Below are 8,869 nucleotides of genomic sequence, written 5' to 3'. Positions count from 1 at the left end.
ATCGGACGCACCGGCGCAACCAAGTTTCAGCAACTGGCGCTGGGCAAAGGCACCCGCCAGCACGTTCTCATCGCCGGCAAGACCGGTTCCGGCAAATCCACCTTGTTTCACGTCATCATCACCAACCTCGCGCTGTGGTGCGGCCCGGACCAGGTCGAATTCTATCTCGTGGACTTCAAGAAGGGCGTCGAGTTCAAGTGCTACGCGACCCACAAACTGCCGCACGCGCGCGTTGTCGCCATCGAGAGCGACCGCGAGTTTGGCTTGAGCGTGCTGGAACGGCTGGATGAAGAGTTGCGCCGGCGCGGCGATTTGTTTCGCCGCCTCGGTGTCCAGGACCTGCCCGGTTACAAACGCGCCGGCGGCACGGAGGCATTGCCGCGAAGCCTCCTGCTCATTGATGAATTCCAGGAATTTTTCGTTGAAGACGACCGTGTTTCACAGAACGCCTCACTCCTGCTTGACCGTCTTGTCCGTCAGGGCCGCGCTTTCGGCATCCATGTGCTGCTCGGCTCGCAGACGCTCGGCGGCGCCTACACTCTCGCCCGCACCACGCTCGGCCAGATGGTGGTGCGCGTCGCCCTCCAATGCAACGAGGCGGACGCGATGCTCATCATGGATGACGACAACCCCGCGCCACGCCTGCTCTCGCGGCCCGGTGAAGCCATCTACAACGACGCCTCCGGCGCCATCGAGGGCAACAGCCCGTTCCAGATCGTCTGGCTCTCCGAGGAAGAACGCGAGACGTGGTTGGAAAAAATCCAACGCCACGCGGAGCACCTTTCCGCGCCGCGCGCTGCACCGGTCATTTTCGAAGGCAACGCCCCCGCCGAGGTGCGCGAAAACGAAACGCTTCGGCGCGTCCTCTCGGCCGCATCTGTCCAGCCCACGACCGCCGCGCGCGTATGGCTCGGAGCCCCCAACTCGATCAAGGGACCGACGGAGGCCGTGTTCCACCGGCAGAGTGGCAACAACCTTCTCATTCTCGGCCAGCGCGACGAGGCGGCGCTGGCAATGCTCGGCGTCTCGCTCATTTCTCTCGCGGCCCAGCACCCGCGCGGCACGGCGCGATTCGTCCTCCTTGATGTTTCACCGCCGGATTCGCGGCACCGCGAGTTTCTGGAAAAAATCGTCCGAGCCGTGCCACACGACACCGCTTTGGCGGGAAACGCGGAGCTGGGCGGGACGTTCTCCGGACTTGCCGACGAACTGGAAAAGCGGACCGATTCGGAACACGCAGCCTCGTCTCCGGCGATTTACCTGTTCATCCACGGCATACAGCGATTCAAGGGATTGCGTTACGAGGATGACTTCAGCATCTCGCTCGATGACGCCAGCGCACCGGTCAATCCCGGCAAACAACTCAACCGGATCATCAGCGAAGGAACCCAGCTCGGACTCCACGTGATTTGCACCTGTGACACCCTCAACAACGCCGGCCGCTTTTTCAGCCGCAAGACGCTGAGCGAATTCGAGCTGCGCGTCCTGTTCCAGATGAGCGCCAACGATTCCGCCAGCCTGATTGACACGCCGAAGGCCGCCAACCTCGGCCTTCACCGGGCGATCCTGCAAAATGCGCAGGCCGGCACTCTCGAAACTTTCCGGCCTTATGCGTTGCCCGACGACGCGTGGATTGCAGAAGCCGGGAGGAATCTGGCGTCGAAATAGGATGAAATCTGCCGTGGGCCTGCCCCATCTGGCCGACAGCCGGTGGGTGAGGTGGTGAGCCGGGGTCAGACCAGCAAGATCACCGCGACTCTCAGCACAATCCAGTAGCCAAACACCCACAGCGCCGTCTCGCGAGCGGGGACCCCGCTTATCTTTGCGAGGCCGATTGACAGAACGGCCGCCGTCCAGACATGGAAGACGTTCATGGCGGCGAGCAGCTGGTGCAGTTTGCTCGCCGGGTTGAACTCACCGGTGAGTAACGAAAGTGCCGGCCGCGCGAAGCTGTCGCCGGTTGCGAGGATGAGCAACGCGGTTACCACGGTCCCCAGCGCGAGAACAAGCGTGCTCAGTCCGGCGACTTCGACCGCCTTCAAAAACGAAAACCTGCTTTTCAGAAACACGCGCCCGATAAACCAAAGCACAAACGCCGACCAGAAAGTTCCTGCGCACGCGCTGACGCAAACCAGCAGCGATGAAATCAACGGCCAGCTTTCCGACAACGCCTCCGCCCGGGCGGCGGAGATCGTTCCGGCACCCGCCACGTGGCGGATCGTGGTCGCAGTAAGTGTTTCCGTCGGCACCGCGCAAAACAACAGGACTCCGGCCAGGCAAACGAGCAGCATCGGCGCTCGCCAATTTGCAGGCTCCGGCGGCCCCGCGACGATTTCCTCGAAAACCTCGCCGGGGCTGGCGAACACGTTCAGCAGTTTTTCGCGCAGCGAGGTTGGCGCGAGAGACGCGTTCGATTCATTGAGGGCGGCAGGGATCATGAGTTGGTCAGGCGTCGCGCGAGACTTCGAAGTGTTGAAAGAGTCTCGCCAGTGTCAACACCAGCAGAAAATCAATGACATACTGGACCGTGAGCCAGCCGGCGAAGGCCAGCGGTTCACTGTAGCTCCCGAACGTGTGCCGGCCGATGAATACCGCCGTCCATCCGGCGGGATAGAAAATCAGAAAAGACATCGCCACCACCATCATCAGGGCGACCGGACTGGGGGAATCGGCCTTGCCGCCCGCGCGCCTGGTGGCAGCGAGCAGATAGTGCAGATTCCAAACACCGTTCAACGCGAGCGCCACCGCGGGGAAGCCAAGCAGCGAGACCAACAGCAAGGTCCATTCGAACCCGCCGGCGATTATCAACGCGAGGATTCCGAGGGATTGGAAGGCGAGGCAAAAAGCCGTGGGCACGGCGATTTCCGCCAGCGCGAGCGCGAATGGCGAAACCGGCAGCGTACGAAAGCCGACGAGATGCTGGCCGTCGCGGCGAAAATCAAACGGAAACGTCCGTTGCAGAAAAAAAACCAGAAGGCACAACGCCAGCGCGAGGCCATTATCGAAGTCCATGATCTGTCGCGCAGGCAATTCCCCGCCCTCCGCCATGAGCCGGTGGAGCACCCATCGAATCGCGACGAGAAATCCGGTGTAGATGCAGGTGAATACGGAGGCCAGAACCAGTTCGCGTCTCGACCGGCTGGCCACAACGAGATTTTTCCATACAATCGCGCCGATGCCGCGGAAGAGCGCAGCGTCTGGAAGACGGACGGAGCGTGGTTGGCGCCCCGGAATCACGACGAGACTGCGGCCCTGCCTGATGCGAAGGCGCTTCTCCGCCGCGCGCGTCGTGGTCGCCAGCGAGGTTTCAAAAATGTCGGCCTTGAGCTTGAACAGCAGCCACAAACTCGCGCCGGCGCCGGCTCCGAACGCGGCGAGATAAAACGCCGATTGCCAATGCGGGTGCGTCGAAAAGAAGTTGATTCCCAGCAAACGCACCGTCCATGCGCCCACGGACGGAGTCGTAGCGGCATCAGACAACGTCACCGCGGGATAGAACAGGAGTTGAGCAAACGGTGATGACGCGAACGCGGGAATGATTTTGAAGTCCCATGCCGCACGCAGGTATACCGCGGTCAGAAGAAAATAAACGCCCAGCATCATCCAGCGGACGCGATGGTGTAACGCATCCGAAAGTGTGCCGGCGAAAATCGCCGATGCCGTCACGGCATGGAAACACGCGATCTGGAAAAAAATGAAAGAGAGCGTCGTCAATGCCGGGTGCTTCAGATGCGGGGCAAACAGGCCAAGAAAGACCAGCCCTTGAACGAGCGCGAAAAGATAGCCGGGCAGAAGCCGGTAAAAAACGACCTGCCGCCGAGTAAACGGACTGGTGAACAGAAACTCCAGGTCGGGCGGCTCAAACACCAGCCCGCGCTGGAGAAAGCCCTTGAACAGCGAACCGCACAGCATGAGCAGCGCGCAACCCGTCAGGGTTTCACGCCGCACCAACTGGCCGAAGATCTCGTGCTTGCGATAATAGAACAGGAAGCCGATTAAACCTGCCACGGCGGCAAATCCAATGAAGGTGGTAGGTCGCCTCAAGCCGAGGCAGAAATAAAAGGCCCGGCGTTTCAGCAGGGTGAACCAGAGATAAACCAGCGCGCGATTCATGACGCGCCGGCCATCGAGGCCGGGTCGTTCGTGCCTTCGGTCACCGCGAAAAACACGTCTTCCAGAGACGCCTCCGCGTGGAGTGTCGCCAGGCTGCGGATTTCGTCGAGCGAACCAAAGGCCATTTTATGACCGCGGTGCAAAATCATCACCTGGTCGCAAAGCGCCTCCACGAGCACGAGCAGGTGCGATGACAGGAGGAAGGCCGTGCCCGACGCGGCCCGACGGCGAATCGACTCCCTGATGTTGCGAATGCCGCGCGGGTCAAGGCCCGTCAGCGGTTCATCGAGGATGACCACGCGCGGCTCGCGCAGGAAGGCGCACGCCAGCGACAGTTTTTGCAACATGCCGCGCGAAAGGTTCGATGCGATTTCATCCTTCTTATCACTTAGCTCCAGTTCCTCCAGCAGCGCGCCGTATTTCGCCTCCGCGTTTTCGATGCGATACGCCAGCGCGATGAAATGCAGGTGCTCGGTGACGGTCAGCAGGTCGTACGGATGAACCGTGTCCGGAATGTAAGCGAACTGTCGTTTGGCGGCGACCGGTTCCTTTTCAATGTCATGGCCGCCCACCCGGATCGTTCCGGCCGTGGGACGCAAAATGCCGGTGATGGCGCGCAGCGTTGTCGTCTTGCCGGCGCCGTTCGCACCGACCAACCCGACGATCTCGCCTGGACGCACGGTGAAATCAAGGTCCCGCACCGCCGCAAAATCGCCGTAGCGTCTGGAGAGTCGTTCAACCTCGATGGCCGGATGGCTGTTTTGATTCATGGTCAACGAATGCGAAGGCGGTCATTGCCGCGCGGTCGCCGCGTGAACCGCCCCGCCGTCAGAGCGGGGCGGGCCGGGAAACGAACGGCCGGGCCATTCCGCGACGCAATATCCGGAACAACCGGCTCGTCACGGTTCGAAGGGGAGCGGGCCGTCATGGTTCCGAGGTTGGACAGGCGAGTCGAGAATTGCTCACGCGCATCGATTAAGTGTATTAGGACAATAATACACTTGGAACGGGCGTCAATCCTTTGTTGTCCCGGTCGGGACGGGATGGTTCAGCGGCAGGCGCAGGCGCGCCACGCAACCCGTGGTCTGGCTGCGGTTTTCCAGGGTGAGGATGCCGCCATGCGCCTCTGCGATCTGTCGGCTCAGCGCGAGGCCGATGCCGGACCCGCCGGGCTTGGTGGTGAAGAACGGCACGAAGAGATTGGCTGTGTTCGAGAGTCCCGGCCCCTCGTCCTCGACGGAGATTTCCAGCCGTGGGCCGGTTACGGTCCAGCCGATTTTCACGCCCCCTCTGGTTTCGAGCGCGGCATCCGCGGCATTGCGAAGCAGGTTGATGAGCAATTGTTCCAGTTGGTCGGGATCGGCCTGCAGCATGACGTGAGGACCGGCGGCCACCCCGATGGGAACGCGGGTTTCCAGACCGGCCACCCGGTTTATAAGCGGCGCGATCTCCACGGGCTGCAATTTGGGCTGGGGCAGCCTCGCCAGGCGCGAGTAGGCCTCCATGAACCGGCTGAGCGCATCCGCGCGCGCGGTGACGACTCCGAGTCCGCGTTCCATGTCATCTTTCCAATCGGCGGGCAGCGGGTCTTTGGCGAGCAGACTGACGAGGCTGCCGGAGATTGATTTGATGGGAGCGAGCGAGTTGTTCAGTTCGTGGCCGAGGACGCGCAGCAGCCGCTGCCACGCCTGGCGTTCCTCCTCGCGCAACGCCTGGCTCAGGTCGGCCAGCACCAGCAATTGGTGCGGCCGCCCGCCCTGCCGGAATGAACTGCGCCGCATCCCCCAGCGGCCGAGGCCGCCGGGAAACGTCATTTGCAAGGTGCGGGTCGGTTCGCCTTGCAGACAGTCCGCAAGGCACAGTTCCGCGGCAGTGCGCGCCAGCAGCCGTTCCGAGGGCTGGGCCAGCAGTCGTTCGCCGGCGCGGTTCACCAGACGCAGCTTCTGTTGATCATCAAAGGCGAAGACTGCCAGGTTGATTTCCTCCATCACGGTACGCAACAGCGCTGTGGCCTCAAGCGCGCCAAGGCGCTGTTCACGCAGCGTCTCGCTCAGTGCGTTGACCTCGAACATCACGTCGCCAAGCGGATCGTCGCGCCGCGCACCGCGGGCGCGCACGGAAAAATCCTCCTCGCGCAGGGCAGACAGCAGATTGGAGACGGTCTGCAACGGATGCACCACGCGCTCGCGCGCGGCAAAGGCAAACGCCCACCAGGCGACAACCACGAGAATCGTCAGGGTCCATTGCGTCCTCGTGGAAAAATCCCCGTACCAGAGCAGGGCGAGGGCGACAGTCAGCGCCGGCAGACCTGACACGAGGGTCAGCAGCAGAATCCGCCGGTCGTGGGTGAGTTTCCTGGCCATTTGCTGACTGAATGAAAAAGAGGTCGGGGCGCGACGTCTTTATCGCGCCGCGCCCTGCCACCGCTTACAATCCATGCTTTTCGAGCCTTCTGTAAAATGCGCTTCGGCTCAGACCGAGGGCTTCGGCGGCTTTCATCGCGTTGCCATCGCATCGGGCCAGCGTCCTCTTGATGAGATGCCGCTCCACCTCCTCCAGACTCATGTCCTCGATGCGAGGCACGGCGTCGCGGCCGGCGCCGAGGGCGAGGTCGGAGGTTTTGATCGTGCCGCCTTGCGTCATCAATACGGCGCGCTCAACGGCGTGGTCCAGTTCCCGCACGTTGCCCGGCCACGCGTTTTCCTGGAGCAGCTGCAGCGCCGCAGGTTCGAAGCCTCCCGCATGTTTCCGGTAACGCCCGGCGTGCTGACGAAGAAAGTGCGCCGCCAGCGGGGGAATGTCCTCGCGCCGCTCGCGCAACGGCGGGAGATGGATTTCCACGGTGTTCAAACGGAACAGCAAATCCTGGCGGAACCGCCCGGCGGCAACCTCACCGCGCGCGTCCGCATTGGTTGCCGAAAGAATCCGGACGTCGGCACGGCGCGTTTTCGATGAGCCGACACGCTCGAACTCGCCGGTCTCCAGTACGCGCAGCAGCTTTGCCTGCTGGTTGAGGGGAATGTTGGCGATTTCATCGAGGAACAGGGTGCCACCGTCGGCCAGCTCGAAGCGCCCGACCCGGTCCGTTTTCGCGTCGGTGAAGGCGCCTTTCACATGCCCAAAGAGTTCGCTTTCAAAAACCCCCCCGGACAGGCCGCCCATGTTCACCACGACGAGCGGCTTGTTGGCGCGCGGGGACGCGGCGTGCAACGCCCGGGCAACGACACCCTTGCCCGTGCCGTTTTCACCGGTGATCAACACGTTCGCGTCCGAGGGACCGACACGCCGGATGAGTTCGAGCGCGGGCCGCATCGCCGGCGACTCGGCGATCAGCGTCGGACCGCCGGCGGCGCGGAGCAGTTCGTTTTCAGCTTCGAGGCGACGGCCTTTGCGCAACGCCCTCGAGAGTTCTATCTGGTTGCGGATGATCGCGACAAGCCTTGGGTTGTCCCAGGGTTTCTGGATGAAGTCTCGCGCCCCGCGTCGCATTGCTTCGACGGCTAGCTCGATATTAGCCCACGCGGTCATCACCACCACGGGCGGCGCGCCGTCAAGCGCTTGAACGCGGGCCAGCAGTTCCAGCCCTTCCTGGCCAGAAGTCGTGTCGCGGGCATAATTGAGGTCCATCAGCACAACGTCGAACTCATCCTTCTCCAATGCGGCAAGCACTTTGGCGGGCGAATTCACGGTTTCGGCGCGGCAGCCCTCGCCTTTCAGGAGCAGGCGCAACGCTTCCAGCACATCGGGTTGGTCGTCGGCAATGAGGATGCGGGCGTCGGGATGCGGCACGACTGGAGTTTTTGCCAGCGCGGGGCTTTGCTCGCAAGCTTTAGCTGAGCGGAGTAATCAGACCGACGCGCGGCGCAACCGGTCGTTGATCGCGCTCCATTCGGCAGTTTCTGGCGGGGCTTCAACCACAATGAGCCGCGCGCCTTCTTCATCGCAACGGTGCAATTCAGCGTAGATGGCACGCGCGAATGCCTCCGCGTCGTGCGGGATGATGCTGACGCGTCCAAAATTGTCGCCGGAAGGAATGCTTGTGTGCGCGATGACGTGGACGGTGGTGCCCGAAGAGCCGGGTTTGGAGACTTGCGACAGCAGATCGCGGTCATCGCGCCACTGCAACACCATCAGCCTGGCTCGTGGAGCGTAATGCCGCGGCAACAGTCCGGGGCTGCGCAAGTGGCCCTCGCCCTGTGTCACACGTTCCGCGTCCGCCAGTTCACCGGTCACCGCCAGCAGCGATTCGTCATGGATCATTCCCGGACGAAGAATGCGCGGAAGCGCGCCGGTCAAATCCAGCACCGTCGATTCAATGCCGATTTGCGCCTGTCCACCGTCCACGATTAACCGGATCTTGTCTCCGAGGTCTTTGAAGACGTGTTCCGCGTTTGTCGGTGAAATCCGACCGGACAGGTTTGCGCTCGGCGCGGCGAGCGGAAAGGCGCAGGCGCGGATGACCGCCCGCGCCAAAGGATGGCCGGGGCAGCGCAAGCCCACAGTCGGGCCGCCGCCTGTGACCGTGTCGGGAATATCGGCAGAACGTCGCACCACCAGGGTCAGTGGGCCCGGCCAGAATGCGCGGGCCAGATCGTCCGCCACCACCGGCCATTCAGTCGCGCAGCGGCGCGCCATGGCCGCGCTGGCGACGTGCACAATGATCGGATTGTGCGCCGGGCGGCCTTTGGTTTCGAATAGCTTCGCGACGGCCCGCGCGTCGAGCGCGTTGGCGGCGAGACCGTAAACGGTTTCCGTC

The 8,869-nt window shown here is 62.8% G+C and carries 7 protein-coding genes; 1 reads left to right on the top strand and 6 read right to left on the bottom strand.

The features are described from left to right. On the top strand, positions 1 to 1,668 hold a 1,668-nt coding region (locus VN887_03825), incomplete at its 5' end, for an FtsK/SpoIIIE domain-containing protein (protein HXT39132.1). Positions 1,669 to 1,733: 65 nt separating this feature from the next. Here VN887_03825 and VN887_03820 read toward each other — a convergent pair. The 6 genes from VN887_03820 to VN887_03795 all read right to left on the bottom strand — a co-directional run. Beyond that, positions 1,734 to 2,438 (bottom strand): YIP1 family protein, encoded by a 705-nt coding sequence (locus VN887_03820; protein HXT39131.1) that lies wholly within the window; start codon positions 2,436 to 2,438, stop codon positions 1,734 to 1,736. 7 nt (positions 2,439 to 2,445) lie between these two features. After that, positions 2,446 to 4,113, bottom strand: a complete 1,668-nt coding sequence (locus VN887_03815; protein ID HXT39130.1) for a putative ABC exporter domain-containing protein — start codon at positions 4,111 to 4,113, stop codon at positions 2,446 to 2,448. Further along, positions 4,110 to 4,883 carry an ABC transporter ATP-binding protein gene (locus tag VN887_03810; GenBank protein ID HXT39129.1) on the bottom strand — a complete coding sequence of 258 codons (774 nt, stop codon included), beginning with the start codon at positions 4,881 to 4,883 and terminating at the stop codon, positions 4,110 to 4,112. The genes VN887_03815 and VN887_03810 overlap by 4 nt, the downstream gene beginning before the upstream one ends. Positions 4,884 to 5,126: 243 nt before the next feature. Then, positions 5,127 to 6,476 (bottom strand): ATP-binding protein, encoded by a 1,350-nt coding sequence (locus VN887_03805; GenBank protein ID HXT39128.1) that lies wholly within the window; start codon positions 6,474 to 6,476, stop codon positions 5,127 to 5,129. A gap of 64 nt (positions 6,477 to 6,540) precedes the next feature. Further along, positions 6,541 to 7,902 carry a sigma-54 dependent transcriptional regulator gene (locus VN887_03800; GenBank protein HXT39127.1) on the bottom strand — a complete coding sequence of 454 codons (1,362 nt, stop codon included), beginning with the start codon at positions 7,900 to 7,902 and terminating at the stop codon, positions 6,541 to 6,543. 57 nt (positions 7,903 to 7,959) lie between these two features. Beyond that, on the bottom strand, positions 7,960 to 8,869 hold a 910-nt coding region (locus VN887_03795), incomplete at its 5' end, for an L-threonylcarbamoyladenylate synthase (protein HXT39126.1).

The organism is Candidatus Angelobacter sp., from assembly GCA_035607015.1.
In the GTDB taxonomy this organism is placed as follows: Bacteria; Verrucomicrobiota; Verrucomicrobiia; order Limisphaerales; family AV2; genus AV2.
Note: the sequence above shows the minus strand (reverse complement) of the source record. Positions and strands in the feature narration are given on the sequence as shown.

Bases quoted from the DNA above. Each gene is read 5' to 3' on its own strand.
- VN887_03805 (HXT39128.1), bottom strand. From the start codon at position 6,476: ATGGCCAGGAAACTCACCCACGACCGGCGGATTCTGCTGCTGACCCTC.
- VN887_03815 (HXT39130.1), bottom strand. From the start codon at position 4,113: ATGAATCGCGCGCTGGTTTATCTCTGGTTCACCCTGCTGAAACGCCGG.
- VN887_03810 (HXT39129.1), bottom strand. From the start codon at position 4,883: ATGAATCAAAACAGCCATCCGGCCATCGAGGTTGAACGACTCTCCAGA.
- VN887_03820 (HXT39131.1), bottom strand. From the start codon at position 2,438: ATGATCCCTGCCGCCCTCAATGAATCGAACGCGTCTCTCGCGCCAACC.